At 58.1% G+C, this 25,020-nt stretch carries 25 protein-coding genes and 1 pseudogene; 10 read left to right on the forward strand and 16 right to left on the reverse strand.

Annotated elements, in window-relative coordinates; translation table 11 throughout:
• The first annotated feature begins 45 nt into the window (after window positions 1–45).
• Entirely contained in the window at window positions 46–669 is a 624-nt protein-coding gene (locus tag ELE36_RS18840) for a thymidine kinase (RefSeq protein ID WP_129837021.1), read from the forward strand.
• An 18-nt stretch (window positions 670–687) separates the two neighbouring features.
• Here ELE36_RS18840 and mutM read toward each other — a convergent pair whose 3' ends face one another.
• Window positions 688–1,500, reverse strand: coding sequence for a bifunctional DNA-formamidopyrimidine glycosylase/DNA-(apurinic or apyrimidinic site) lyase (gene mutM / locus ELE36_RS18845; RefSeq protein ID WP_129836051.1), 813 nt, complete (start codon window positions 1,498–1,500; stop codon window positions 688–690).
• A 202-nt stretch (window positions 1,501–1,702) separates the two neighbouring features.
• Here mutM and ELE36_RS18850 point away from each other — a divergent pair, with 202 nt between their 5' ends.
• A complete protein-coding gene (locus ELE36_RS18850) occupies window positions 1,703–2,902 on the forward strand; it encodes a DesA family fatty acid desaturase (protein ID WP_129836053.1) in 1,200 nt (399 codons plus the stop codon).
• 102 nt (window positions 2,903–3,004) lie between these two features.
• On the opposite strand, the gene rpmG is transcribed toward ELE36_RS18850, so the two are convergent.
• From rpmG to ELE36_RS18895, 9 genes are all read right to left on the reverse strand, one after another.
• Window positions 3,005–3,172 carry a 50S ribosomal protein L33 gene (rpmG, locus tag ELE36_RS18855; RefSeq protein ID WP_425480922.1) on the reverse strand — a complete coding sequence of 56 codons (168 nt, stop codon included), beginning with the start codon at window positions 3,170–3,172 and terminating at the stop codon, window positions 3,005–3,007.
• 10 nt (window positions 3,173–3,182) lie between these two features.
• Complete coding sequence (gene rpmB / locus ELE36_RS18860) at window positions 3,183–3,419, reverse strand: 50S ribosomal protein L28 (RefSeq protein WP_129836057.1); 237 nt, start codon at window positions 3,417–3,419, stop codon at window positions 3,183–3,185.
• Window positions 3,420–3,681: 262 nt separating this feature from the next.
• A complete protein-coding gene (locus tag ELE36_RS18865) occupies window positions 3,682–4,398 on the reverse strand; it encodes a glycosyltransferase family 2 protein (RefSeq protein ID WP_129836059.1) in 717 nt (238 codons plus the stop codon).
• A 114-nt stretch (window positions 4,399–4,512) separates the two neighbouring features.
• Complete coding sequence (locus tag ELE36_RS18870; protein ID WP_129836061.1) at window positions 4,513–5,241, reverse strand: DUF3379 family protein; 729 nt, start codon at window positions 5,239–5,241, stop codon at window positions 4,513–4,515.
• Window positions 5,228–5,770, reverse strand: a complete 543-nt coding sequence (locus ELE36_RS18875; RefSeq protein ID WP_129836063.1) for a sigma-70 family RNA polymerase sigma factor — start codon at window positions 5,768–5,770, stop codon at window positions 5,228–5,230. The genes ELE36_RS18870 and ELE36_RS18875 overlap by 14 nt, the downstream gene beginning before the upstream one ends.
• A 16-nt stretch (window positions 5,771–5,786) precedes the next feature.
• Window positions 5,787–6,656 carry a ParB/RepB/Spo0J family partition protein gene (locus ELE36_RS18880; protein WP_129836065.1) on the reverse strand — a complete coding sequence of 290 codons (870 nt, stop codon included), beginning with the start codon at window positions 6,654–6,656 and terminating at the stop codon, window positions 5,787–5,789.
• 11 nt (window positions 6,657–6,667) lie between these two features.
• Entirely contained in the window at window positions 6,668–7,456 is a 789-nt protein-coding gene (locus tag ELE36_RS18885) for a ParA family protein (protein ID WP_129836067.1), read from the reverse strand.
• Window positions 7,457–7,571: 115 nt separating this feature from the next.
• Complete coding sequence (gene rsmG, locus ELE36_RS18890) at window positions 7,572–8,213, reverse strand: 16S rRNA (guanine(527)-N(7))-methyltransferase RsmG (protein WP_129836069.1); 642 nt, start codon at window positions 8,211–8,213, stop codon at window positions 7,572–7,574.
• 139 nt (window positions 8,214–8,352) lie between these two features.
• On the reverse strand, window positions 8,353–8,778 hold the full coding sequence (locus ELE36_RS18895; RefSeq protein ID WP_129836070.1) for an SPFH domain-containing protein: 426 nt from the start codon (window positions 8,776–8,778) through the stop codon (window positions 8,353–8,355).
• Window positions 8,779–9,231: 453 nt separating this feature from the next.
• Between ELE36_RS18895 and ELE36_RS18900 the strand changes: the two genes are divergently transcribed.
• Window positions 9,232–9,717: a GDP-mannose 4,6-dehydratase gene (locus tag ELE36_RS18900; RefSeq protein ID WP_277987059.1), complete on the forward strand. Its 486-nt coding sequence runs from the start codon at window positions 9,232–9,234 to the stop codon at window positions 9,715–9,717.
• 122 nt (window positions 9,718–9,839) lie between these two features.
• Here ELE36_RS18900 and ELE36_RS18905 read toward each other — a convergent pair.
• A pseudogene (locus tag ELE36_RS18905) lies at window positions 9,840–10,914 on the reverse strand (IS5 family transposase).
• A 116-nt stretch (window positions 10,915–11,030) separates the two neighbouring features.
• Window positions 11,031–12,353, reverse strand: a complete 1,323-nt coding sequence (locus ELE36_RS18910) for a hypothetical protein (protein ID WP_129836074.1) — start codon at window positions 12,351–12,353, stop codon at window positions 11,031–11,033.
• Between ELE36_RS18910 and ELE36_RS18915 the strand changes: the two genes are divergently transcribed.
• The 5 genes from ELE36_RS18915 (at window position 12,312) to ELE36_RS18935 (ending at window position 17,660) form a co-directional block, all read left to right on the forward strand.
• Window positions 12,312–13,322: an MraY family glycosyltransferase gene (locus tag ELE36_RS18915; RefSeq protein ID WP_129836076.1), complete on the forward strand. Its 1,011-nt coding sequence runs from the start codon at window positions 12,312–12,314 to the stop codon at window positions 13,320–13,322. The two genes, ELE36_RS18910 and ELE36_RS18915, sit on opposite strands and share 42 nt — an antisense overlap.
• A complete protein-coding gene (locus ELE36_RS18920; RefSeq protein ID WP_129836078.1) occupies window positions 13,319–14,305 on the forward strand; it encodes a glycosyltransferase family 2 protein in 987 nt (328 codons plus the stop codon). The genes ELE36_RS18915 and ELE36_RS18920 overlap by 4 nt, the downstream gene beginning before the upstream one ends.
• Before the next feature lie 3 nt (window positions 14,306–14,308).
• Window positions 14,309–15,583 (forward strand): lipopolysaccharide biosynthesis protein, encoded by a 1,275-nt coding sequence (locus ELE36_RS18925; RefSeq protein WP_129836080.1) that lies wholly within the window; start codon window positions 14,309–14,311, stop codon window positions 15,581–15,583.
• Window positions 15,584–15,798: 215 nt separating this feature from the next.
• Window positions 15,799–17,127 (forward strand): O-antigen ligase family protein, encoded by a 1,329-nt coding sequence (locus ELE36_RS18930; RefSeq protein WP_129836082.1) that lies wholly within the window; start codon window positions 15,799–15,801, stop codon window positions 17,125–17,127.
• Window positions 17,124–17,660: a hypothetical protein gene (locus ELE36_RS18935; protein ID WP_129836084.1), complete on the forward strand. Its 537-nt coding sequence runs from the start codon at window positions 17,124–17,126 to the stop codon at window positions 17,658–17,660. The genes ELE36_RS18930 and ELE36_RS18935 overlap by 4 nt, the downstream gene beginning before the upstream one ends.
• Window positions 17,661–17,756: 96 nt before the next feature.
• Here the strand turns inward: ELE36_RS18935 and ELE36_RS18940 are convergent, their stop codons facing one another.
• Window positions 17,757–18,965 carry a glycosyltransferase gene (locus ELE36_RS18940; RefSeq protein WP_129836086.1) on the reverse strand — a complete coding sequence of 403 codons (1,209 nt, stop codon included), beginning with the start codon at window positions 18,963–18,965 and terminating at the stop codon, window positions 17,757–17,759.
• A 72-nt stretch (window positions 18,966–19,037) separates the two neighbouring features.
• On the opposite strand from ELE36_RS18940, the gene ELE36_RS18945 reads away from it, so the two are divergent.
• Window positions 19,038–20,234 (forward strand): glycosyltransferase, encoded by a 1,197-nt coding sequence (locus ELE36_RS18945; protein WP_165371695.1) that lies wholly within the window; start codon window positions 19,038–19,040, stop codon window positions 20,232–20,234.
• Window positions 20,231–21,247, forward strand: coding sequence for an NAD-dependent epimerase/dehydratase family protein (locus tag ELE36_RS18950; RefSeq protein ID WP_129836090.1), 1,017 nt, complete (start codon window positions 20,231–20,233; stop codon window positions 21,245–21,247). The genes ELE36_RS18945 and ELE36_RS18950 overlap by 4 nt, the downstream gene beginning before the upstream one ends.
• A gap of 107 nt (window positions 21,248–21,354) precedes the next feature.
• Here ELE36_RS18950 and ELE36_RS18955 read toward each other — a convergent pair whose 3' ends face one another.
• From ELE36_RS18955 to ELE36_RS18965, 3 genes are read right to left on the reverse strand one after another with little or no spacing between them, the layout of a single operon-like run.
• Entirely contained in the window at window positions 21,355–22,974 is a 1,620-nt protein-coding gene (locus ELE36_RS18955; RefSeq protein WP_129836092.1) for an FG-GAP repeat domain-containing protein, read from the reverse strand.
• 7 nt (window positions 22,975–22,981) lie between these two features.
• Complete coding sequence (locus tag ELE36_RS18960) at window positions 22,982–23,644, reverse strand: hypothetical protein (RefSeq protein WP_129836094.1); 663 nt, start codon at window positions 23,642–23,644, stop codon at window positions 22,982–22,984.
• A 30-nt stretch (window positions 23,645–23,674) separates the two neighbouring features.
• Window positions 23,675–24,997 carry a hypothetical protein gene (locus ELE36_RS18965; RefSeq protein ID WP_129836096.1) on the reverse strand — a complete coding sequence of 441 codons (1,323 nt, stop codon included), beginning with the start codon at window positions 24,995–24,997 and terminating at the stop codon, window positions 23,675–23,677.
• Window positions 24,998–25,020 lie beyond the last annotated feature (23 nt).

Genomic DNA, 25,020 nt, shown 5'->3' on the forward strand with positions numbered 1-25,020 from the left:
CCGTTCGCCAAGCTCACCGCCTCGTTTCATTCACGCATGCGCATCATGGCCAAACTTTATTTCTATTATTCGGCGATGAATGCCGGCAAGACCACGACCCTGCTGCAATCCGCGCACAACTATCACGAGCGCGGCATGCGCACGCTGATCTACACGCCGAAGCTGGACGATCGTTACGGCATCGGCACGGTGCAGTCGCGGATCGGACTAAAGGCGCCCGGACATATTTTCGAGCGCACGCACGATCTGGCGGCGTTGACGCGAGCCGACATAACCACGTTCGGTGCGCTGCATTGTGTACTTGTGGACGAAGCGCAGTTCCTCAGCAAGGCGCAGGTATGGCAGCTCACCGATATCGTCGATGCGCTGAAAATCCCGGTATTGGCGTACGGCTTGCGCACGGATTTTCGTGGCGAGTTGTTCGAAGGCAGTCAATATCTGCTGGCCTGGGCCGACAACATCAGCGAGATCAAGACTATCTGCAGCACCGGCAAAAAAGCGACGATGGTGGTGCGCGTCGACGATGCCGGCCGCGCGATTACCGATGGCCCGCAGGTGCAGATCGGCGGCAACGAACGTTATGTGTCGGTAAGCCGCAGCGAGTACAAAAAGATCATCGCTGGCGACGGCTACATCGAGCTCAAGCAGGCCGAACTCGCGCTGAAATAAACCGCCACATGGCGCCGCTCAGCGCTGGCATTTCGGACAATAGAATGTCGAGCGTTGCCCGAGTTGCATCACGCGTATCGTCGTGCCGCAGACCTTGCACGGCTCGCCGGCGCGTCCGTAGACGAACAATTCCTGCTCGAAATAACCCGGCTCACCGTCAGCACTGAGGAAGTCGCGCAACGTCGTGCCGCCGCGCGTGATCGCGTATTCGAGGATGCGTTTCACCTCAATCGCGAGTCGTGCGTAACGGACACGCGACACCGATCCGGCATCGCGCTCGGGATGAATACCGGCGGCGAACAAGGCTTCGGCCACGTAGATGTTACCGACGCCGACCACGATATGTTGATCCATCAGAAACTGCTTGATCGGGGCAGTGCGGCCGCGTGAGGCATGCCAGAGATAATCGCCCGAGAAATCATCGGACAACGGCTCCGGCCCGAGTTTGGCGAGCAACCCATGTATCGTGCCCACCGGCTGCCACAGCAGCGAGCCGAAACGTCGCGGATCGGTAAAGCGCAACATCTGGCCCGAATCGAGCAACCAGTCGACGTGGTCGTGCAGTCGCGGCGGGGTGTCCTGCGGCAGGATGCGCAGACTGCCGGACATGCCGAGATGCCACATCGCGCTGCCGATCGCGGTTTCGACCAGCAGATATTTGGCGCGACGCTGCACCGCAGTGATGCGCTCGCCGGGCAGCAGTTGCGCGATTTCCGTCGGAATCGGCCAACGCAGATTCGGTCGCCGCAGGCGCACTTCGCTCACGCGGCGACCGATCAGATGCGGCGCAATGCCACGGCGCGTGGTTTCAACTTCGGGTAACTCGGGCACGACGAATCGATCACTCGAACACAAATAGAGATGCCGCCAATGTAGCGCAGTTTGAAATGCGCTGGAACGCCGTATGCTTGAGCAAACGCTCAGCGCCCCAATGTAAACTTTGCCCAAACCGTGACTTGCGCAACTGGTTGCTGTCATCAGCCTGGCGTATGATTCGCGACCTTAACCCTTCCTCATCCATTCGGTTCAGCCCATGCTTTTTACTATTCTGGATTTCCTCAGCCACGGTCTTGCGAACACTTCGTGGGTCGGTTTGCTGGTGTATTTCATGGTGGTCACCCAGCTCACCATTTTTTCGGTGACGTTGTATCTGCATCGCAGCCAGGCGCATCGCGGCGTGGATTTCCATCCCGTGCTCGCCCATTTTTTCCGCTTCTGGAGCTGGCTCACGACGGCCATGATCACCAAGGAATGGGTCGCGATCCATCGCAAGCATCATGCGCATTGCGAAACTGTCGATGACCCGCACAGCCCGGTAGTCCACGGCATCAAGAAGCTGCTGCTGGACGGTGTCGGCCTGTACCAGAATGCGCGCCGTGATCGCAGCATCACCGAAAAATACGGTCGCGGCACACCGGACGACTGGATCGAGCGTCATCTTTACGCCGCCCACGAGGGTTGGGGTCCGACCTTGATGATGTTCATCAACATCGCGCTGTTCGGTGTCTCCGGCATCGTGATCTGGGCGCTGCAGATGATCTGGATTCCGTTCTGGGCCGCGGGCGTAGTCAACGGCCTCGGCCACTGGTGGGGTTATCGCAATTTTGAAACCACCGATGCCGCGACCAACCTGACGCCGTGGGGATTTTTCATCGGCGGTGAAGAGCTACACAACAACCACCACGCGTTTCCGAGTTCGGCGAAATTCTCGCTGCGTCGCTTCGAATTCGATATCGGCTGGGCCGCGATCCGCTTGTTCGAGCGACTGGGCTTGGCCAAGGTGCTGCGCGTTGCACCGAGCCTGGATATTCGCCCGAATATCGCGCTGCCGGATGCCGAAACCCTGAAGGCCGTGATCACTCATCGGTTCCAGGTGATGACCGATTATTTCCGCAACGTGATCTCGCCGACCGTGCGCGAAGAGGCTGCGCATGCCGGCGCGAGCCTGCGTGACCTGCCGCGACGCCTGCGACGCGCGCTGATCAACGAAGGCCGCTGGCTCGACGGCCACGCGCGTGAGCGTCTGGCGCAATGGATTCACGAGCGTCCAACCACGGCAACCGTAATGGAATTCCGTCGCCGTCTGCACGCCGTGCTTGAAAGCCGCGGCGCCGATAATCTGGCCGAAGGTTTGAAAGAGTGGTGTCACGCGGCGGAAGCCAGCGGTATCCGCACTCTGGCCGAGTTTGCGGCGCGCCTGAAAGGTTATCGCCTCGCACCAGCGCACGCCTGATCGGCGATCTGCAGTTTCGCTGCAACGTTCGTAATTCACAATCTCAGCCAACAAAAAACCCGCCTCTCGGCGGGTTTTTTTATCGATCCGGCAAGGCAAACCTTACTTGATCTTGCCTTCCTTGTAGATCACGTGCTTGCGCACGACGGGATCGTATTTCTTGATTTCCATCTTGTCCGGCGTGGTCTTCTTGTTCTTGTCGGTCGTGTAGAAATGACCGGTGCCAGCGCTGGAGGTCAGACGGATCTTGTCACGTTTCGATGCCATGATTCAGTCCTCCTCAGATTTTTTCACCGCGACCACGCAGTTCGGCGAGCACGGCGTCGATGCCGTTCTTGTCGATCGTGCGCAGGGCGTGGGCGGAAACGCGCAGCTTTATCCAGCGATTTTCGCTCGGAACCCAGAAACGGCGTTCGTGCAAATTCGGCAGCCAGCGACGGCGGGTTCTATTGTTTGCATGCGAGACGTTGTTACCCGTCTGCACGCCTTTTCCGGTGACTTGGCAAACTCTGGCCATGACATTCCTTAAGCGTTGGATAAAGTGCCGCTCTTAGCCAGAACGGGTTCGGCCCTGCGGTGGCGAAGCCACTGCGTGCAATTCAGGAGACACAACACCTGATAAACATTGCCGGTAACGATCATTGCACTGACAGTTTTCGGCCAGTTCGGCGCGGCGATTGACTGCTGCGGAATCGAACTTGGTGTAGCGAGCCGCACTTTATAGCGGATCGCTGCTGATTTCGCAAGAAAAACCGTCTGCCGGAAGCCCTCTTGCTCGCCTACAACTCTTCGACCGCGGTGCGCTTGGAGCGTTTGATCAACCAGCCGACCCCGCGCAGATCGTTGATGCCAACCCACAAACGATTGCCAATGCCGTATTTGGACTGGCCTTGGGTGCGCGGTCGATGATTCACCGGCACGCTCTGCACCTGATACCCGGCGCGCTGCACCAGCGCAGGCAGATAACGGTGCATATGATCGAAATACGGCAATTCGAGGAACACTGCGCGCTCGAACAATTTGATGCCGCAACCGGTATCCGGGGTCGCATCGTGGAGCAGGCGCGAACGCACGCCGTTGGCGAATTTCGATGAGAAACGCTTGACCGCACTGTCGCGCCGATTCACGCGCCAGCCCGCGAACAACTTGACCGCAGGATCGGCAACCGTGCGGGTTTGCAACAGTTTCGGAATATCCGCGGGATCGTTCTGGCCATCACCATCCAGCGTCGCGATCCACGCACCGCGCGCGGCTTTTACGCCGTTGCGAACCGCCGTGCTCTGACCACTCTGCGACACGTGGCGCAGCACGCGAAGCTCGGGAAACTGTTGCTTGGCCGCGTTCAACACCGCTAACGTATCGTCACGACTCAGGTCATCGACGTAGATGATTTCGAAATCCGTCAGACCACGCAATGCCGCAGCGATTTCGCCGAGCAGCGGCAGGATATTGTCGCGCTCGTTGTGCACGGGCACGACTACGGAAAGTTCTGGCATGACACGGATTCCATCGGCTACAGCCGACTATTATCGCGCACTATGCGCCGCCTGCGTGATTTCGCCGCTACGCAGCCGACTCGCGATGACAAATGCGCCGCGGTGGCGCGCAGATCAAAGCCTGGTCAGACGTGGGCCGTTGACCGCATCGCGCCAGACCGTTTCGAGATGATCGAACGACTGCGCACTCTTGCCCAGCAGCACCAAAGTGCCTGCGCCCAGCGGCACTTCACGACCAAACCAGCCGGTCTGATTGAAGTCCTTGCGCGCGGCCTGATGATGATCGGCGACATACATCACCGTGACCGGATCGTTATCCTGCGCCATCGCCATATGCACGATGTGATACGGACCCAGCGGGCAATCGCTCAGGTAGGTGACGCCGGATGGCACATTCGGCATCGCGATACTTGCGCGCATGCCAAATTCGCGCTGCACCAAGGCATCGGGCACGGCGGCATGCGAGGTCATCGCCAGCGGTTCACCGGCAAGATGCGCAATCGCCAGATCAGCGAGCACCGGACGATTGAAGCGCGAATACCCGACCACACCGACCGCGATCAACAGCATCGCCGCAGCGGCATATTGAATCCAGCGGCCACGATTGCGCTCACGATTTGTGCGCGCCTGGTTACGCTGTTCGGTGGCCTGGGCAAACAGAATGCGCTCGGCCAGATTTGCCGGCACCGGCACAGCCATCGCTTCGGCCAGTGAAGCCTCGAACAACATCGCGCGTGCATATGCTTCGGCACAGCGCGGGCATTCCTGCTTGTGCTGCAGAAATACGGAGTCGCGCGTTTTTGGATCGACCGCGAGCTGGCGACGAAACTCAAGGCAGTTCATATAACTCCGCCTCGTCTTTGCCCAGCAATACCGCTTTCAATTTCTGTCGCGCACGGAACAACTGGGTCATTACCGCTGCGCCGGAAAGGTTCAACTCACGCGCAATTTCGTCGCAGGAAAAACCGCCGAGCACCTGCATCAGCAGCGGCTCGCGATATTTTGGCTCCAGCTGCAGCATAGCCGCCCGGATCATTCCGGACTCGCCTGCGCGCTCTGGAGTCATCCCGCTTTCGTCTTGCACATCGATCTCCGAAATATCACTCACTTGTGGGGTCTTGCGCTCATATAGCCGCGCATGTTCGCGGCGCAATATGGTGATGAGCCACGCCTTGGCGGCGTCGCTCTCACGCAAGGAATCAATCGATCGCCACGCGCGCAAAAAAGTCTCTTGCACCAGATCCTGCGCGAGCGCGTTGTCGCGACAAAGCCAATACGCATACCGATACAAATCCCCCGAAAGGGTTCGCACCAGCGCGTCGAACTGGCGTTGTTTGCTACTCACGGGCGAGGTGACCGGCGTGACTGTCATTTGCTTTCACCGAACATTAGCGAATGCGCTCGAGTATGCCTTCGAGCTCATCGTTATTGTGATAGTAAATCACCAATTTGCCGCGACCATTGCGCGTATGTTGCACGCTCACGCGGGCCGCGAGTTTTTCCGAAAGATCGCGTTCGAGTGCGACGATATTCGGATCGGATTTCGGCGTTACGGGTTTGCTGTTCGCAGCGATCGGGACTTCCTGACCACGACGTACCGCAGCCTCCAGCTCGCGTACCGACCATTCCTGTTCCACCGCCGCGCGCGCCAGACTGATCGCCTGCGCTGCGGGCAAGGTCAGCAATGCACGCGCGTGACCCATGTCGAGCTTGCGCTGTTCGAGCAGGGTCTTGATCTGCGATGGCAACTCCATCAAACGCAGCAGGTTGCTGACCGACGCGCGCGAGCGACCCACCGCTTCGGCCACTTGCTGGTGGGTCAAACCGAATTCGTCGATGAGACGTTTCAACGCCTGCGCTTCTTCGAGCGGCGTGAGTTCTTCGCGCTGGATATTTTCTATCAGCGCCATCGCCACGACGGCTTGATCAGGCACTTGCTTGACCAGCACCGGCACGTCGCTGAATCCGGCGAGTTGCGCGGCGCGCCAGCGACGTTCGCCGGCAATGATTTCGAACATGCCAGCCTTGCCGTTGCTGATTTCGCGCACCACGATCGGCTGGATCATGCCTTGCGCACGGATCGAATCGGCAAGTTCCTGCAGGCGCTCCGGATCCATGTGCTGGCGTGGCTGATACGGGCCCGGCTGAATGCGCGTGACCGCAACACTGCGCAGCTCGCCTTCATCGACCTCGGTTTCCGCACCGGCGCCGATCAGCGCATCCAGGCCGCGGCCCAATCCTCGTTTCTTGGCTGCCATGCGTGGATTTCCTAAACCGGATGGGAAGTAGCAGGCAATGCGCGTTCGCGTCGCAGCATCTCACCGGCTAGGCCGAGATAAGCAATGGCGCCGCGCGACTCGCGATCGTATTGCGTGATCGGCATGCCGTGACTCGGCGCTTCGGCCAGTCGCACATTGCGCGGGATGATCGAGCGCAACACCTTGTCACCGAAATGTTTGGTGAGTTGCGCCGAAACTTCATTGCCGAGGTTGTTGCGGATATCGAACATCGTACGCAACAGGCCTTCGACTTCGAGCCCCGGATTGAGCCGTGCGCGCACCGCTTTTATGGTATCGAGCAGACTGGATAATCCTTCCAGCGCGAAGTATTCGCACTGCACCGGAATCAGTACGCCGTGCGCCGCGGTCAAGGCGTTGATCGTGAGCAAATGCAACGACGGCGGGCAGTCGATCAGGATCGTATGGTAACGATCACCGAGCGTCGCGAGCACGCCTTTCAAGCGCGTTTCGCGCGCGAGCGCATCCATTAGCTTGACTTCCGCGGCGGTCAGATCGCCGCTGCCCGGCAACAAATCGTAGCCAGCGGACGTGGTCACAATCGCCTGCGCGATCGGCACTTCTTCGAGCAATACATCGCAGCCGTTCGGCTTGGCGTCGCGCTTGTCGATGCCCGAGGCCATCGTCGCATTGCCCTGCGGATCGAGATCGATCACGAGCACGCGGCGACTCGCCTCGGCCAAAGCCGCAGCCAAGTTCACACACGTCGTGGTTTTGCCAACCCCGCCTTTTTGATTGGCGATGGCGATGATGCGCGTCATGCGGGTCTCATGCTCATTCGATGTCCGGCATAGTCACACGGGAATCCGGAAACATCGCATACCGCCTGCTTCTGGGCCACACAGTTTACATGGACATAACGGATTGCTGCACAACTTAAGCCGCGATCGTTGTTTTTCGCACGATGATGAGGTGGCGCTCGGCGTCCAGGCCCGGCACCTGCAAGCGCTCGCTACCGGCCAGCTCGAACCCCACCGGCAACGCTGAAATTTCATCTTCGGGATAACGACCCTTGAGCGCGAGCCAGATTCCATCGGCAGCTAGCAACTGGCCACCGAGCGCCAGCATGTCGGCGAGACTGGCGAACGCCCGCGCCGTGACGCAATCGAAGCTGCCCTGCACCGCTTCCACTCTTTGTTGCTCGATACGCACCTTGCTCAAGCCGAGCGCACGCACCGCCTCGCGCATGAAACGCGCCATCTTGCCGTTGGCATCGATCAGCACGAATTCTCGCTCGGGAAATAGCAGTGCCAGCGGGATGCCCGGCAGCCCTGGGCCCGAACCGACATCCGCCAGATTTGCGCCGCGCAAATACGGTGCGATCGCCAGCGAATCGAGGATATGCCGCACCAGCATGTCGCGCGGATCGCGAACCGACGTGAGGTTATAGGTGGCATTCCAACGCGCCAGCAACGCGACGTATTCCAGCAGCTGATCGATGGTTTCGGATTTCGGTGACAGGCGCAGCGCCGCCAATCCGTCGACGAGCAGAGGCTTGAGATCAAAGGATGGAGTCATGCGCGCACCGAGTCGGAAAGCCAACGCGATGGCGATTCATTGCACGAAAGCCACGCCACGTTTGCGGAGCGGAAGTATCGTCGGCGCCATCGGCAAAATCCAGCACGACGATCGCCGTGTGCGAATTCAGCGATGAAACTCAGCTCAGCGTGAGCTGCACGCGCGTAATCAGAATACCGCGATCGCGCAGCAATTGATTCAAGCCAGCCTTGATTTGCAGTATGCGACTGGCGACATCGCTGGCGACATCACTGCTTGCGAGCAGACCGAGTGCGCGGTTGCGCACAAGATCATCCACACCTTCGATCACCGAATCGGCACGCGTCGGATCGAGCACCTGAAAATACACCAGACCACCAGCCGCATCATCACGTTTGAACTCGACCACGTTGCCAAACAGGCGAATCTTGTGCGCGACTTTTTCGATCAGCGGCAGCACCACATGCGTACCCGCGTTCAGCGTGCGCGCCGGACGACCGAAGCGATGAACGGTGTAGGCGTGCCCTTCCGGAATACGTCGCACCGACAAGAATGCGAGCAGGGCAAAGACTGTTAGCAGAGTCACGGAAAGCATCGGGAAAGTGTCTTATATCCTCTTTTAACAAGAGGTTGTGATATTTATAATAAATGCAAGAGCATTTCGTCCCAGCAATATGAACTTGCTGGGAAATGAGTATCACAAATTCCGCCATAACGAAACCTGAACATTTCCACAAAATTCGCAATAGGCCACGGATTTCTCGTCGTTGGCATAAAACCAATGTATGTAACCGTCGTACATACATTGGTGTTATGCCGAACCGATAGAAAGCAGCAGATACGAGTAAAGTCGCTGCAAACGTTGAAAATGGTTCGTGACTGTTGATTTTCATCTGGGAATGAACAGTCGCTTTCATCGGAACTCGAGCCGAGAGCTGCCGCGCATTGACTGTCTCCCGGAGCCATTTCACGGATCCGTCTGAAATGAAAAACGAGCTGAAACGGCTCAATCCTGGGCGAAAATCAACAGCGCATCCATTTGGGACAGCTGGATCGTATGTATCTGGGCAACCTGGATGCGCGCCGTGACTGGGGGCATGCGCGCGATTTTGTCGAGGCACAATGGCTGATGCTGCAACAGGATGAGCCCGAAGATTACGTCATCGCCACTGGCGTGCAGCATTCGGTGCGCGATTTCGTCAGTTGCGCGGCGAATGAAATCGGCATCAGCGTCGATTGGGTCGGCAGCGGTGCAGAGGAACACGGCGTGGTTGCCGCGGCGCCGGCTGAGTCTGCGGTGCGCCCGGGACAACGCATCGTCAGCATCGACTCACGCTACCTGCGTCCGGCCGAAGTCGAAACCCTGCTCGGTGATTCAAGCAAGGCCCACCGAAAACTTGGATGGTTTCCACGCACGGAATTCGATGCGCTGGTGCGCGAAATGATGCAGGCCGATTTGAATATCGCTCAGCGCAACGAACTGGTAAGCAATGCCGGATTCCGCTCGCTCAATCGTAACGAATAGCAGGCTGTTGAGAAGTACCATTTTTCGCCAAGCGCGATAGCCTGTATCTATCGTGTCTGGTGGAAGATGCGACGAGGCCGAGTGATTTCTGCTCAAAATCCTCGCCGCGGACGCACCTTTCCTCAGGTCGGTGACGGATTCCACCACTGACCGATGCCACCGAGCCGAATCAGGTTGTAAGCGGCAAAGGTCCACGTGGTCCAGCCACGAACCGCTTCCAGACCGATCAGCGGCAGCTTGCGTAATCCGCCGATCGTCTTGACCCAGCCGAAGCCTTGCTCGATGCGTTTGCGCACCTGTTGGCTCATCGCGTATCCCGCGCTGCGCGCACGGCGTGCGTCGATGGCACTGCGTCTTCCTTTCGTATGCCGGGCAATGTGCGGTTTGATGCCGCGCTGATCGAGTGCCGCGACGAAGTCGTGCGTGTCATAGCCCTTGTCGGCACTCAGCGTCGAGCCGCGTTTCAGATGTGCATCGACCAGCGCCAGTGCACCGTCGCGCTCGCCGGTGCCGCTGGCGTGGCGCACGTCGATGCCCACCAGCAGGCCGTGGCGATTCTCCATCAGCGCATTGGCCAAGTAGCTTAAGCGCGCTTCCTTAGCCTTTGCCCTTGCGCATCAGGCGCGCATCCGGATCGGTCGTCGAGGCGTGCGTGTCGTTGCAGCGGGTCTGGCCGCGGAAGTCGCCGCCATCGCTGTCGTCGTTGCCGTCCTTCGGACGAAAGCTCTTGTGCGAGGCCCACGCCTCCAGCAGCGTGCCATCCACTGAAAAGTGTTCGTCGCTGACCAAGTCGTGCAGCCGCGCCAGCAGCACCGTGTGTTCAAAGAAGCGCTGCGCAATCTCGGCATCGAACAGCCGCTCGCGATTGAACGAGAACGTCGAGTGATCCCACACCGCATCGTCGATATTCAGACCCACGAACCAGCGAAACAGCAAGTTGTAGCTCAGCTGTTCCATCAGCAGCCGTTCGCTGCGCACGCTGTAGACCACCTGCAGCAGTGATGCGCGCAACAGGCGTTCCGGCGGAATCGATTCGCGGCCGACGGCTGCGTAGCGCGACGCCAGCACCTCGTCCAATTCCTTCAAAATCACATCCACCAGAACCCGCAGTTTGCGGATCGGATGATCGAGGGGCACACGGTCTTCGACCGACACGTAGGAGAACATTCCCAACTGTTGTACATCTGCTCCGCGCATCGGTCGACTCAGCCTATGATTGACTGCGCCTATGACAAACTTCGCGGGAAAGAGTTTCTCAACAGCCTGATAGGTTCGTATGCAAACGCCAATTCATCGTATTGTGAGTGCCAAAATCAGCTTCGCAATAATTTCGCTACAGCAATCTCGACCTCACGGCGATTTTTTTCCTGCATACCCGACAGGATATCGATCAATCTAGGATCGTCGAACATTTTTTTTCGGTAGAACTCGTAATTTTCACGGACTGATTTTACGGTGTCGGCTATATTCCTGTAGTTACTCCACACGATGAATTCGTGATAGGGAACATGTTCCTTTAGCGGAACGTCTTCGCTGACGATGACCACGCCGCATAACAGAGCCGGCAAAATTCGTAATTCCTCCAAGGTGTCATGATGATCAGTCTGGTGAATATTGACGAGAATTCGGGTATTTTTGTACAGCGCTTTCAATTCATCTTTGCCGAAAACTCCCTTGAGGTTTCTCAGCGGCTGTCGCAAAGCTTTCATATGCGACAAGAATGCAGCCCTTCGCGGCTGGGATGTATCTGAAAATAGCGTAACTACATCGAAATCTCTGGCATCGCTGTGAAAATCAATCGCGTAGATGAGCGGTGCTATATGAATCGTTTTATCCAGATAGCTGTCGAAGACTCCACTCGCTTGCATATTCACGATATTCGGAATGCTGTATTCGATGATCAAATCCAGTGATCGCAGATAATCGTAACCCTGAATCCTTGTCAGATAGAAATCGTTTCTTCCATTAATTGGAATCTTACCGACGGCTGCGCCAGCGCTATCGCGCCCACCTGGCTTCACCAAGGTATGCTCGTATTGCAGATCGACTTTTAGTGTCTTGTTCGGATTATCGAAAATTGTTTTGTACTTCCCAAAAATCAAATTTATCGATAAATTCGAATCTCGCAAAGCGTTCTCGAATAAATCCACACACAGAAGATAATATTCCCTGATATAAATCGAATGCCGTGGATTGTACGCCAACGCGATCTGGTTGATTTTCTCTATCAATAGCGGGGGTCTTTCGCCGAAAGACAGCGCCCGCCGAATCAACTGCTTGATATTCATTTCGCTCTCGCTCGGGGTGTAGTCTCGTGTATCGGCTCTACTGTATCGAATCGAAATAGCTCGTGCTATTTTGCTTTCGCCGAATGGCTGCGAAGCCGATTTGTTCACTTCGCCTCGGCAGAAAAACAACAACGATAACGCCCTACTGTGCAGGGGTAGCATGCGCAGAAAAAAGCAGGAGCGGCGCGACGGATTATAGTAATCTCGCTCGCCAGCTGGCCTTTTGCAAGGGGTACGCGCTTGTCGGTTCTGCCCAACGTTGCAGCGTTTTCTGTTTCGCTGCTCATCACCGTTTTCGCCATCTGCATGCTGAATCCGGTAGCGCGACGTTTCGGCTGGTTGGATCATCCGCGCAACCGCAAGGATCACGCCTCAGCCACTCCTTTCACGGGCGGCTTGGCGATCATGCTTGCCGTGCTCGCGTCTTTGCCTTTCGCGCACCTGACGATTGAAACCGTATTGGCGTTTTGTGCGGCGGCCCTGTTACTGCTGATGATCGGCATCCTCGACGATCTGCACAGCCTTCCATGGCCTTTGCGGCTACTGATCCAGTGCGCTGCCGCGCTCATCATGGTCTATGCGGGCGGGCTTCGCGCGCGATATGTCGGGCTGCCGGGCGATGCCGCATGGTTCGATCTCGCTACATTTTCGGTGCCATTCACGGTGTTCATCACGGTGGGTGTGATAAATGCGCTCAACATGCTTGATGGATCGGACGGACTGGCCGGTTGTGTGACTTTGGCGACACTGCTGATGCTCGCCGCTGTCAGTCATTTTGTCGGCAACGTCGCGCTACTCGATCTGATAGTGATCCTCGCCGGCGCCGTGGCGGGTTTTCTGGTTCTGAATCTGCGTTATCCCGGACAGCCGCGCGCGCGCGCGTTTCTCGGTAACTCGGGCAGCACCATTCTCGGCTTTGCGATTGCATGGCTGACCATCCGCATTTCGCACTCGTCGTTGTACCCGGTCAGCTCCGTGCTCGGGCCGTGGTTCGTAGCACCACCGCTGATCGATTGTGTGGTGCTGATCACGCGGCGATTGCACCAGCGCCGCTCACCGTTTGGCGGCGACCGCGATCACCTGCATCACCTGATGCTGGATGCGGGTTATTCGCCAACGCAGGTAGCGTTACTGCTAGCCACGCTGACTCTATTGCTGGGCTTCGGCGCACTACTGGCAACCTGTCTCGGTGCTCATCCGTTGGCATTGGTCGTCACGTTTTTCGTACTTATCGCGGCGCACTATTTTTTCACGCTTGATCGTCAGCGCGCGGTGTCTGCGTTGCGCCACTTAGGGCGCGGACTGCGCCTGATATGACCGCGGCACCGCGCACTGAAGCCACGCAGGCGAATGCGACGGAGACGCCCGCCACAGTTCCGACACGCCCGCTTGTGGTGGTATCGATAATCAACTGGAACACACCCGAACAAACACTTGCATGCCTGCGTTCGTTGCGCGCATCGCGCTACAAAAACTATCGCGTGGTAGTGATCGACAACGGTTCGCGCGATAACAGCATCGCCATGATCCGCGCCGCCATGCCCGACATCACGCTGCTACCGAGTCGTGAGAATCTTGGTTTTGCCGCAGGCCATGCACTGGCGTGGCAGCAGGCGCGGCTGTGGCAAGCCGATGCGATATGGCTAGTAAACAGCGATGCGCTGGTCGAGCCACACGCGCTCACGCATTTGCTCGACTCTTGGGCGGAACATGGCGATGCACTTTACGGCGGCGTGCCGCTGCAAAGACGGCGCGACGATTCAATCATGCTGAATTTCCCGGCAAAATTCCTCGTGGAATCTGTCGTGCCAGAAGCGTTTCATCGCGACCACGACCTACCCTTCGACAGCACTTGGGAAAATCGTAGTGCACAGCGTGTCGGCGCGCTACCGGGAAGCACGCTTTTCATACCGCTGCGCCTCGCCGAGATTCACGGCTGGATGGATTCGGCGTGGTTCATATATTGCGAGGAAATTGATTATTGCTATCGCCTGCGTCGCGTCGGTGTGCCGCGTTATCTCGTGCCGATGTCGCGCGCCTGGCATACGGCCGGCGGCAGCCAGCTCGGTCGCGCCCGCGTGGCGGATGCCATCCAGTATTACCATGCGCGCAATGAAATCCTGCTCGCGCATCGTCATGGCAAACGTTTCACTGCGACGCTGATCACGCTGAAAAAAGTGGCGCGTGGATTCGTCATATTGCTACGCCATCCATTTCGCGCGCGCTGCATTCTGCGCGGCGCGTGGGATGGTTTTCGGCAAATCACCGGCAAGCGTTATGCGCCAGATGACTATCTGTAGCGCATGAGGATGCTCCCACCATCGATGCGCCCGCTCGTCGACAATCTGTTCTCGAGTTATGCCTACGTCGGACTGATGGCGCTGATCACGTTGTTCGTGGTGCCGATCTACGTGCACACGCTCGGCTCAGCGCAGTGGGGCAGCGTTGCGTTGTGCGTAACGATCCAGGGGTTTCTGTTTTCGTTGGACATCGCATTCGGCCCACTGATGTTGCGCGATGTGGCACGCGCCGCCGCAACGGCAAATCCGCAAACGATTTATGCGCGCTTTCTACGTCTGTATGCGACGGCGGCTTTCAGCGCATTTGTGATCGCGCAATCGGTATTGTTGCTGTTCGCGCAACACCGTTCGGCACAAGGCGCGCCGATGTCGGACGACCTGTTCCGGGCGATGTGTCTAGCGCTGCTGCAATTTCTTTTTCAGTTTGCCAACAATGCCGCGATCGGCTACTGGAATGGACTGGAAAAACAACGCTACGCCAATCTTCGTCTGGCCGGTTTTGCGTGCGCCAAACACGGCGTGGCGTTGCTGCTGTTGACGCAATGGCATGCCTCAGCCACTGCCTACATGCTGCCGTTCGCGAGCATCAGCATTCTCGAATTCATACTCAACCACCGGCGTGTGCGTCGCGATCGGGATGCAATCACAGCTGACAAAAATGCCGGAAAAAATGTCGCCGAATGGCGCGATATCGCCGCCTTCGGTGCTGCTGCGGCACTAGGCTTTTTAACCGCGCAGATCGACCGCGGATTTCTTTTCATCGTGTTGCCGACAGAAAATTATGGCCTGTATTTTCTCATCAGCAGTTTGCTGCTCTCGCTGCTGAGCTTGCAGGTGCCGATTTATCGCGCCTTCGTGCCGCGCATGATCATCGCGACATCGCCGCGCCGTGTCGCCTTCTCGATGCTCAAAATTTCGCTGCTGTTGCTGGTGCTGCCGTCCCTGCTCATGGCGGCATTTCCTGATCTCGTGCTGCGCCTTTGGTTGCATGATCCAACGCTCGCCGCGGCGGCGGCATTGCCGTTTCGCCTGCTCATGCTGGCGATGGCGTGCACCGCGATTTTTTCGCCGTGTGCAGCGCTGCTGTTGCATTATCATCGCAACCGCGCCACGGCACTGATCAACGCGATCATCCTCGTTGCACAGGTACTAGTGCTCACTATCTTGACACCTCGCCTCGGCATGCTGGCCGGTGCGCTAGCGTGGTTTGCCTGCGGCACGATACAACTGATTTGCGCAGCATGGATCTGGTGGCGGCCGTCGCCAGGCAGCAACTGATTTAGCGTTCGTTGTGCGCCGCGAATTTTCATCTATGCCGCGCAACAGCGACCAGACGCGGCACGCGATGATCGCAACGTAAAAACGCTGTCGAAGCGACTGCTACACTATGAAATCTGGATTGCGCCGATGATTTTTCGCCGCAATAAATTTTCTTCGGGCGTAACGCATTGAGCAGAAAATCCCGATCAATCGCAGCACGCGACAAATCCGTTTTGATCGCTGTATCCGAACGCGTGATCGCGATTGATGATGCGAACAGGACAACGCTCGTATCGCTCGCGCAGCGAATCGCGTGGTGGTCGGTAGCACTGGCATTGCTGGGATCGGCGTGGTTGGTCGACCCGTTTGCCGAGGCCGCATTCGATGCACCGAAACGCCTGTGTGTATTACTCGGAGCCGCGCTCGCGAGCATTGCGTTGTGCTGGTGCGCGCAATCAATACGCTGGCGAGAATGGTCGCTGTCATCTCGATGGATCGCCGCACTAGCCGCGCTCGCGCTACTGTGCATGATCGTTGCGGCGGTAGTTTCGCCGCATCCCGAACTGGCGTGGCCATCGCTGCGTAGGCTTTTGTTGATCGCATTGCTGGTACCGATCGGTGCCTCGTCGATGCTGGATGGCGCGCCGGGCAAACGCATGTTGTGGGTAGTGCTGCTGGCGTGCGCGTCGACCGCGGTGATTTCATTATTGCAGGCGATCGGAATCGAACTGCCGCTGCATGTCGCGCAGATCGGCGGACGATTCCCGACCGGCGCCTTGCTCGGCAATGAAGGCTACGTCGCGCTGGCGTGCGCGATCATGGCTGCGGTTTGTGCGGCGGTGGCGGCAAGTGCCGCACCGCGGCGCGCGCGCATCGCTGCGGCCGCGCTTGGTGTGCTGGCGATACTTGCCATCGTCGTCAATCATCAGGCAACCAGTGCCGCGGCATTGCTCGCGGCGCTGAGCGTGATTGTTGCCGTGCGCTGGCAGGCGCGTTGGCTGGTTACGCTGCTCGTGGCCACATTATTGATCGCAGCGACCACAGCGCTGGTGGCGCCACTGCGCGCCGTGACATGGGCAAAACTGCCGGTGGGTGGCATCGAGGGTTTTCAGCGCCTCACGACTTATCGCCTCGGCGCGTGGGTAGCCGCGCTCGACATGGTATCGGCGCGACCGTTGACGGGATATGGCCTCGGCACGTTCGCCGCCGAGGCGCAGACACATCGGCTCGCGGCGGAGCTGGATCTGCACGAGCGTTTTGTCCAACCCAGCGGCGCGAGTTTTGTCTACGCGCACCAAGAATATCTGCAACTCGCGGCAGAAGCAGGCATTCCGGCATTGCTGTTTTTGCTCACCGCCATCGTTGTGCTGATGCTCGGCTTGTTGCGACATTGCTGGCCGCCCGACGACCCGGAACGACTGGTGCTGATTGCGATAATAAGCACCGGCATCATCGAAGCGCTGGCGTGGTTTCCGCTACAAGTTCCGTTCACCGCCACAGTGCTGTTGCTGGCCTGCGGAAGAGCGTGGCGCATGGTCGCTTCGACAGCGGAGTTGTCGTGATAATTATCGATCCACGAACTACGTTTGTGCGTCTCGCCGTGACGCTGGTTTGCATCGCGCTGCTGTGGCCCGAGCTTGATCGCTATCGCGCCGAGTGGCTGCTCGCCGATGCAAATAGCCGCATGCAACAGATCTTGAGTGGTGCATCGCGGGGCGATACGCGGCTTGCGGCTGATCGCACGCTTATGCATGCGCAACAGGCCGCACAACTGCTGCGAGGTGATCCGCGAGCACCCTTGCTCGAATCGTTTGCGTTGCTGTTGCTCAAGCGCGGTAGCGACGCGATCATCGTACTTGACGATGCCATCATCGCTAGCGGCGAGCGCCCCGAGCTCACGCTCAACCTGGGTCGCGCGCGCGGGATATCCGGCGATACCGATGGCGCAAATACCGCATTTCTGCGCACGGCGTGGGTAAGCCCCGCAGCCATCGGTACATTGCCTGCGGCGATGCGCGGACCCTTGCTGGAGAAAGTTCAGCAGCTCGAAATCGAGTTGCGCGCCGGACGTCTTGCGCAGGCACCGCCGCTTTAAACTGGGAATTTGCTGATGATCGCGCGGCGTCGTAATTCGAGGCATCCGGATCCCGACATTTTTTGCTGCCGGATTTTCGAGCCGGTAAATCAGGAGTCAAGCACAGTCGCTGGCGTGGCCGAGCTGCGGCTCCGATTGTTCCGCAGCCGCAATCCACAAACGCTCCAACGCTTGTGCCGAATGGCTCCACGTATAGCGCTGCTCGATCAGCGTCCGCGCATTTTGCGCCAAGGTATGCGCGAGCGCGGGATCGGCCAGCAATCTTGCGATGGCATCGGCGAAAGATTGTGCATCGCCGGCGACCAGCAGGTGTTGGCCGGGCATCGCGTCCAGCCCGGCGGCGGCATTCGGTGTGGCGACCACCGGTGTGCCGGAAGCCATGGCTTCGAGAATCTTGATCTGCTGCCCCGAACCTGCGCGCATTGGCGCAATCGCAACGGCGGCTTGTTTCAGGTACGGCTGCACATCGGCCACCGGCCCGATCAGATGCACATGCGACGAACCAGCGGCCAGCCGATGCAACGATGCTGCTGGTCGCGCGCCAACCAGATTGAGCATCGCATGCGGCACCTTGGCGAGGAGTAACGGCATTACTTCACTGGCAAACCAGGTCGCCGCATCGACGTTGGGAAAGTAGCCGAGGTTGCCGATGAAAACGATGTCTGCCCCGCCACGATTCTGTGTGTAGGGAAAACGATCGAGGTCGACGCCGTTGCCGATCGTGTGCAAGCGCTCGTGGCCGATTGCCGCGCGATCGTTGTTTGCACTGACCACAGCCGCATGCACTTTTTTGCAGAGTGCGCGTTCGTACTCCGGAAGACGGGCGGCCTCAAGCCTGGCAAGATGGCGCAGCGGCCCGCGATCAAATACGACGCGCTGCGCCATGTTCAACGACAACGCATCGATCAGATCGAGCACACATGGCAGCGCTGTGAGCTGCGGCAATACTTGGCCCATGCGGGCCATTTGCACATGGGCGAGATCAAAACTGTTGGCCTGGAGTAACTCGGCGATGGCCGTGTGCAGTTGCGACGAGTCATGCATCGCCACTTGCAATGGCAACGGTCCGGCGAGTGCGCCCAAGGCGCGCAGCGACATGCCGATTCGACTGGCGCGCAACGCGATGACCTGCTCGCAGCACCTTTCCAGTTCGGCACGCAGCTTGGGATCGGGCGTGCCTTCGTCAAACGCCAGCAAGGTGATGGCGTGCCGCGCCGACAAATATCGAAGCTGCTGATAAGCCCGCAACTGGTCGCCACGCTTCAGGTCGCCCGGAAAGCGGGAGGTGATGAATAAAACGCGCATGCTGGCACCGTTGGTCAGTGGCTTAGCTTACACGCTCGCGTGATTATCGCGGCCTGCGTAAACTCGCGCTTAGTGAAAATCCTCTGCGTCGCCACCAAGTCGCCCTGGCCGCCCCGTGATGGCGGTCGTCTGGTTTTGTGGCTGACCTTGCAGGGGCTAGCCAGTGCAGGTCACGAAATCTTTCTCGTCGCGCCTGCCGATACGTCGGGCGAGCACGGTGAAGATGCGGCAGCAGCAATGCGCGCTATCGGCATCACGCCGTATCTCGTTTCCGTTCGTCGTCGCAGTTGGTTCGGCACGCTCGTGGGTGCGATTCGTCACAGCCGTGCGCTCAGCGTGATGCGGCATCATCGCAGCGAAGTCGAGAGTGCAGTTGCTGAGTGCATCGCGCGACACCATCCGCACGCGGTGCATGCCGAGCAGCTACAAGCGCTGGCGAATTGCTTGTCGGCGCAGGCCGCAGGAATTCCGATTGTGCTGCGCATGCAGAACGTGGAATCGGCGATCTGGCGCCAGGTTGCGTTCGCGCGCCGAGGCGGAATATTGCTGGCCATTGAAGCGAATCGCCTGCGCGTCGAGGAACGATTCGCGATGGCGAGCGCGGGGCAAACGATCACGCTCACGCCGGACGATGCTCGCGACTTGCGAGAGATTGCGCGCCCGCAAGATCGCGATCGAACCCACACGATTGCGCCGGCTTTTCCCAAGGTATGGCCGACCACATCGGCAGTCGAGGGCGAACCCGCATTCGTATTATCCGGCAGCGCTGGCTGGTGGCCAAATGCGCAAGGCACGCGCTGGTTTTTACGCAAAGTCTGGCCGCGATTTCATGCGGCGCATCCGCATGCAAAAGCGATTATTTTCGGGGGCGATGTTCGGACATTCGGCGCTGGAGTCGTGTGGCGCGCGGCGCCTGTCGAATCCGTCGATGCCTTTCCCGCGGGCGCCATCGTGATCGTGCCTTTGCATGTCGGCTCGGGAATTCGCATGCGCATACTCGAGGCGTGGGCGCGCGGTCTCGCGGTGATCGCGACCTCGATAGCAGCACGCGGGTTGGAGGTATTGTCCGGGCGCGAGTTGCTTATCGCCGATACACCCACGGAATTTTTTGATGCACTGGTACGACTGACGAGTGATGCAGAATTACGTGCTTCACTAATCGCGGGTGGTCGCGCTTATCTCGCATCACGACATGCCAGCGCAAACGCGACCGACGCGCTGCTCGCGGTGTATGCACGAGCGCAGCGCGCTGGGGCATTGATCCAATGAATATCGTGATCATCGGCGGCAGCGGTTTCATCGGCACGCACCTGACGGCGCGGCTGATCGAACTCGGGCACCGGGTAGTTATATTCGACAAGGCAACGAGTTCCGCCTATCCCGAACGCGTAATTCTCGGCGACGTTTGTGATGTCGCGGCAGTTTCGCGTGCATTGATAAACGCCGAATGTGTCGTGAATCTCGCGGCCGAACATCGCGATGATATTCATCCTAGATCGCGCTACTACGATGTCAATGTGGGCGGTGCCGAGAACGTCATCAACGTCGCGGCGGCAAACAATGTTCAGCGTATCGTGTTCACCAGTACGGTCGCGGTCTATGGTCTCGATCAGCCGTGCGTGGACGAGTCTGGCGACATCACACCGTTCAATGATTACGGTCGCAGCAAGGCCGAGGCAGAACGGGTGTACGAGCGCTGGGCCGCAGGCGATGTGAAAAGATCGTTGCTGATATTGCGCCCGGTCGTGGTATTTGGCGAAGGTAATCGCGGCAACGTTTTCAATTTGATCGAACAGATTCGGCGCGACCGATTGATGATGATCGGCGATGGTGCGAACCGCAAATCGATGGCGTATGTCGGCAATCTGGTGGACTGCATTTGCGCTCGGCTCGATGTATCGCCGGGCATTCAGTTATTCAATTACGCGGACCCACCCGATTTCAGCACCAGCGAGCTGATCACGCTGATTTGCTCACTGCTGCCGCACGCCAGAGTTCCAAAATTCGCATTGCCGTTCTGGTGTGCGCTGACCATCGGCCATGTCTGCGACGGCATCGCCCGGATTGCCGGCAAACCCTTCGTGATCAGCAGCGTTCGCGTGCGAAAATTTTGCGCGAACACCCAGGTTTCCTCTGCTGCGCTTGATCGCACCGGCTTCAAGCGTCGTTTCAGTATTGCGCAAGGATTGGCGAAAATGATCGGTGCGATCAACGCAGAAAAGGACTCGATAACCACTAGCCGCGGAACCGTGCGTGTCAAGCCAGACTCGGATGAAATATGACACGCACCGCGAAGATATCAGGTTGATGCCGCCACGCTATCGCGTAACGGACATGATGTGTGCGGCTCGATTCGAATGGTAACTGACGTCTAACTTCCAGTTGTCACTCAGTGCGGCGCAACAACCTTCCATGCATCGATGCCGCCGCCATTCGCACATTCATGCTTGAGTGTCAACGCGTTGGGCTGCCCGGAAAATGATGCAACGATTTCGTCTGCACCTTCGCCGTCAAGATCGCTCAAATGTACGGCTGTTCCTGCGCATCCTGTGCGCCATGATGGAGGTGGCAACTCTTGATCGCGTGTAAAAAATCCGTGCCCGTCGTGGGCGAAAGTCATCAATGTGCCATCGTCGCGCAATGCAACGAGATCCCAGCCCTTGTCCGATGCGAGGTGGCCAAGATCCAATGCACCTATTGCCAGCTGTGAAGCTTCATCGTGCAGTGCGTGGCGAACATAACCAGTTTGAGTGGCGCGGAATATATCAATCTTGCTGCGCCAGACACCCGCTTCATTGATCTGATAGGAAACGACCAGATCGATCAAACCATGGCCTTCGAGGTCGGCGGCCGCACTCGCTTTCACGATGGCACCTTGCGGCAGCGCATCAAGTGCATGCTTATTCCAATGGCCGGCATCGCTTTCGTAGACAGCGGTACCTTCGCCGCCCGCTGCGGTAACGGCGACGAGCTTGGCCGGCGCACCAGCGGATGTCTTGACCCGGGTCAGCGTTCCCGCGGCAATGGCGTGATCGGGTGCAGGGATAGCTGCACTGCTCCACACTCCGGCGTTATTCAGAAAAACGTTGGTCAATGTCGGGCTGCGGTCGATCGTGGAAGATTTGGCTGGTTCCAACAGATTCTCGTCGAGCGCGACCAGATCTATTTTGCCGTCGGCATTCCAATCCATGGCCACCATCGAATGGCTTGAATAGATTGCGGGTTGTGCCGAGCCTGCGGCACCCATCGGCAGATTTTTATCATATCGCGTGAACTCACCTTTGCCATCACCGATGAGCACGGTCAATCCACGCAGATGCATGCCGAGCGCAAGATCGGGTATGCCATCGCCGTTGAAATCCGCCACCGCGGCGGTGCCGTAGTCGTAGGTCATTGCCGGGAATTTCGTGTGCTGCCAACGCTGCCAGCCTCCTTTTCCGTCACCTAGGAAAATGACTGGTTTGCTGAGGGTCTTGCGCGCAGGGCCGAAGACGATATCCGCATGGCCGTCGCCATTCATATCGGCAATCGCAAAATCATCGCGCCACTGGTCGGTACGCGGCAGGCCCGTGTTGAAATCCTGCAAATCGAAATGCCTGCTTTTGGGGACTTCAGGCGACTTTAGCGTTGCCTTTTCTTTCTCGATGAGAGCAGCAGTTTGTTTGCCAGTAATGTATTGCTTGATGTACAGGAACTTGCCGTCTTGCGACGCGACTTTGTATGTGGCCAACGGAAAATAACGTACCGTTTCGGTATCGATCCAATAATATTTGCCTTCAATTTTTGGCATGCGCTCGATGCGATAACGTCTGCCGTCGCTTTCGCTGTGTACTGTCGAGCTGTCGGTTTTAGCGGAAGTCTCGCCTGGCTTGGCCTGCGGCGCCGCGCAACCCGCTCCCGCAACTAATCCACAAAATAAAATGGCCCGGATCGGCAGACTGCAGATCCGGGCCATTTGTCTATTTCTTTCTGCGGCTGAGTTCACCCAGCACGCTGCTGCGACACTCACAGACCTATCAGTTCCAAATTTTACGGCGACGCATTAGCAATGTAGCAAATGCGGCAAAAGCGAGCGACAGTCCGATCAATAGCTCGGATGTAAATGACGTGGCTGGTATGGCCTGCGCCGCACAACTTACATTGACGCTCCAATCAATCAATGCGCCGTCATTGTTATTGCCAGTATCAGCGATCGAAAGTGTCCATGCTCCAGATGGAACACCAGAAGTGGTACCTCCCAGCGCAGCGAGGGGTGTCACTGGTGAGACAGTGCCTCCCACCGCCGGAATCTGTCCACTGCATGTTGCAGCGCCAGCTCCATCGCGAAACGTGGTGTTGACATCCGCCCCTTGGCAGCCGCCTGCACCAGCGCCTGCAAGATTGCTGAGCAATGTCGCCGAGCCGCTGCCATTGGCCACGCTGGCGGTCAAATCGCCGACCCAACTATGCGTGACATTCAATTGCACCGTGACGCTCGCTCCGCCGACACCCGAGCATGCGGATACCGATGCCGGAGGTAGTTGTATGGTCGAGGTCAGTGCTGCCTGCGGACCATCCAGGACTCGTCCTGGACAATTCGTGCCGGCAAGAGCCTGGCAACTATAGGTAGCAGCCTGCGCCGAATTGGCGGCAAGGGTCGCCGAAAGGAATATCCCTGCGCAAACGAAACGAATCTTCATGGACGATCACCATTCATTGCGATAGGGATATTAGGGATAAGGGAGAGAAACTTGGCTCGGCGGTACGCCGACGCATTTGGTTGGAACCGCTGCACATACCGCTTGGGCCTGTGTCCTGATCAGGAACGCGGGTGTACCGTCGCCGAATTTCCCGGCGCTGAGGTGGCGCACCGAAACGAACGACTGCAACGGCGTGTTGGATGAATCACTCAATGTCAGCGCGACCCAACCGAACGGATAAGGCGAAAGGGTAGACGAATCCACGATCTGGGTAGCGTATGGAAATGCGTTTGTCGAGCTAGCAAGAAACGTGGGATGTTCTTGTTCGTCAAAGGCAACGACTCTGTTCTGGGTTAACGGGAACGGAGCAGGTAAATTTCCACAGGTGAATGGTGCGACTGTGACTCCAGGATCACGCCACACTACAAATTTTGTCCCGCCCGGGAAGATGCCTCCACTGATGTTGCGCGCCGCCCATGTCGTACCCAGAGCTTCGCGATTATCGATCGCGGTGCCGCCCACATTTCGCGAATAAAATGTTGGCTGACCGCTCGTGGAGCTTTGGGGATTGACCGCATCCGCCTCGATATTTACCAGATTTTCTGTCGCGACCTGATTCAAGCTGCGGTTGATGCTGGTATAGCTGCCGAAGAGTACATTCTGATTTGTTGCGTCACCTGTTCCGCCGGACTGGAAATAGCCTGCATCAGAGGGGAACCGCAAGGTGCAATTGTTGACGGTATCAATGGTTATGTAACCGCGCGCAATATTGTCGCCATGCACCGCTGCACCACATTGCCCACTCCATAGTGTCGAGGCTTGTCCGGTGTGCGCTGCACGGATTGCCGCCAAGGTGGTCGGTTCCCACAGCGTACTATCCGGAAGCGCGCCTGACGTCGCTGGGGGTAGCCCGAGTGGCGGCAAATTGCCAGTACAACTGGCAAAGTTGATGTCCTGTGAATAGGTTCCTTTGGGCGAAATCTGGTCGCCGGGATCTTGTCCCGCCGACGCGGTTTGCGGCGCAATGCCCTGAAACAACAGGCGCAGATCCAGGTCGACTGAGTCGTACCCGGTCAAATACTCGTTGAATTCCAGCGTTGGCACACCGAGGTCCGTCCACAACACCACGTGCGCAAGTACTGCGGTTGCACTGGCATTGCTAAGCCGTACCGTGGTCTGCGAACCGTTCGGATTGCCCAGATCGGCCTCGAAATACGGCAGCAACAAGCTTGCGGATGGTACGTTGTCATTCGTACCGATGGCCGCTGATGCATGCCCTGCCCAGCTCATGGCTGCCAGTACCACAAGCGCGCTTGCGCTGGTTCTAACGTGCCTCAGAATGGTATTCAACATGGGGCGTACCTTTGAATGTTTGG

The sequence above is a fragment of the Pseudolysobacter antarcticus genome (genome assembly GCF_004168365.1).
In the GTDB taxonomy this organism is placed as follows: Bacteria; Pseudomonadota; Gammaproteobacteria; order Xanthomonadales; family Rhodanobacteraceae; genus Pseudolysobacter; species Pseudolysobacter antarcticus.